Source organism: Synechococcus sp. R6-10, from assembly GCF_047461815.1.
Taxonomy (GTDB): domain Bacteria; phylum Cyanobacteriota; class Cyanobacteriia; order Thermostichales; family Thermostichaceae; genus Thermostichus.
In genome coordinates, this window is sequence record NZ_JANSHW010000438.1 from 1 (window position 1) to 1,961 (window position 1,961).

At 63.0% G+C, this 1,961-nt stretch carries 3 protein-coding genes; 1 reads left to right on the top strand and 2 read right to left on the bottom strand.

Annotation, left to right across the window (positions count from 1 at the left end):
- Nucleotides 1-773 (top strand): HAD-IA family hydrolase (locus tag NW837_RS11865; RefSeq protein WP_414331765.1); only part of this gene is annotated, 773 nt, incomplete at its 5' end.
- Here the strand turns inward: NW837_RS11865 and NW837_RS11870 are convergent.
- Both NW837_RS11870 and NW837_RS11875 read right to left on the bottom strand, forming a co-directional pair.
- Nucleotides 751-1,566, bottom strand: a complete 816-nt coding sequence (locus NW837_RS11870) for an alpha/beta fold hydrolase (RefSeq protein WP_414331767.1) — start codon at nucleotides 1,564-1,566, stop codon at nucleotides 751-753. The two genes, NW837_RS11865 and NW837_RS11870, sit on opposite strands and share 23 nt — an antisense overlap.
- On the bottom strand, nucleotides 1,563-1,961 hold a 399-nt coding region (locus NW837_RS11875), incomplete at its 5' end, for a 1-acyl-sn-glycerol-3-phosphate acyltransferase (RefSeq protein ID WP_414331770.1). The genes NW837_RS11875 and NW837_RS11870, both read right to left, overlap by 4 nt.

Here is a 1,961-nt window from a genome sequence, read left to right on the forward strand (position 1 = left end):
CTGGTGCAGCGGATTGTCGATGCCTACGCCCGCTACGAGGGGCAGTCGTGAAGCTGAGGGTGCTCTTTTTCGACGCTGTGGGCACTTTGTTTCGGGTGCGGGGCAGCGTGGGCCAGGTTTACAGCCAGGTGGCAGCGGAGTATGGGGTAAGGGTGGATCCCCAGGCCTTGGATCGCGCTTTTGGCCAAGTTTTTGCCCAGGCTCCAGCCCCGGCCTGCCCAGGATTGACGGGATCCCCTTTGCGGGAGTGGGAGCGGACCTGGTGGCGCCAGGTGGTGCGGGAGACTTTTGCCCGGGTGGGATCCCTGGCTGCCTTCGGAGAGCACCGGTTTGAAGACTTTTTCGCCCAATTGTTTGAGCACTTTGCCGGGGCGGATCCCTGGGAGCTGTATCCCGAGACGCTGCCGGCTTTGCGGGCCCTGCAGCAGGAAGGGATCCGGTTGGGGGTGATCTCCAACTTCGACAGCCGCTTGCCCAGGGTGCTGCAGCAGTTGCAGTTGGATCCCTACTTTTCCAGCCTCACCCTCTCCACCCAAGTGGGCTATGCCAAGCCCGATCCTCGCATCTTCCAAGCTGCCCTGGCAGCCCACGGGATCCCCCCCGCAGCCGCCGGCCACATTGGCGACAGCCGCCGCGAAGACTACCAGGGGGCAAAAGCAGCAGGCTTGCGAGCCCTTTGGCTGGATCGAGAGGGGAAGGATAGCTCCTGCCCAGAGCGGATAGAAGATCTGTGGGGATCCCTGTCCATGCTCAATGGGCCGAAGCAGAATTGAGCAGCAGGGGGGTGAAAAGGCCACCTGGCTTGAGCAGGTAACGCCGCAGGTTCATCTGCCGCTCCAGCAGACAAGCATGGCCGCTCTGGGGAGAGATCTCTATCTGTGCTTGGGGCAGCCGTTCCGCCAGCCAGCCCACCTCCTGCACCGAGGGCAACAGGCGATCCCGCCCCCCCGCCACCAGCAAAGTTGGCAGGGTCATCGACTCCAGGGGCAGCTTCTCCACAGCAAAGGATCCCAGCAAAGCCAAGCGCCGAGCAGCTACTGTGGGTTCAACACTGTGAACTGCCTGGCGCAGCCGCTCCTGATCGAGCGGCTCCATTTGGCTGAGCTCCGCCAAAACCCCCAACCCCCGCTCCGACAACTGGTGATAGAGCGCCGGTGGCAAAAAAGGCAGGAGAACATGCCCTGCCCACCACCAGGGCCTGCGTCGCAGCGACGAGGCTGGATTGACCAAAATGAGGCCGCGGCACCGTTCCGGCCATTGGGCGGCCACCAACAAGGCCAGGCAAGCCCCAAAGGATTCTCCACACAAGTACGCCCCCGCTTCTAGCTGGGATCCCACCCAATCGGCCAGGGTTTCCCAGCTATCCCCCGCTTCCGGGTGGTTCAAACTCAGGGGGCGAATGCGAAACTCCCGCTGCAGAGCCTGCGCCTGCCGGTAAAACAACGTACCTGTGCCATCCATACCGGGCAAATACAGCAGCAGGGGCCGCTCCTGACCGACCGCTCCCGTTGCCGGGCTGACCAAGCTAGAGGCAGATGCTACCGGCTCGCCACTCAACTTTCTCATCTCTCTGCCAATCCCAATCGCACCTGTTCTCGGGCCGCTGCAGTTAGCTCTTGAATGACCTGCATTCGCTCGCGTCGGGATCCCTGGCGCTGCTTCCTGCCCACCCAAAGGGGGGATCCCACCCTGAGCACCACCCGCCGATACAACACCACCGGATGTCCCCCTTCCTGTTGAAATCGGGGTTCAGTGGGGTCAAACCAGCGGAAAAAAGCCATAGGAATATCTACTCCCCGCCATTCTTCCTGCGCCCACACCGCCACCGGCAGAATCGGCAAGGGATCCACCGCTGCCGCCAGCGCCAGGTGGGCAAAACCTGGCTGAAACCGCCCCACCTCCCCAGGCGAGGTCTCACGGGTGATCTGCTCCGCCCCTTCTGGGAAGATCCCCACACCCAC

What these genes read in the sequence shown, in the direction of transcription:
- NW837_RS11870 (WP_414331767.1), bottom strand. Translation starts at nt 1,566, where the DNA reads ATGAGAAAGTTGAGTGGCGAGCCGGTAGCATCTGCCTCTAGCTTGGTC.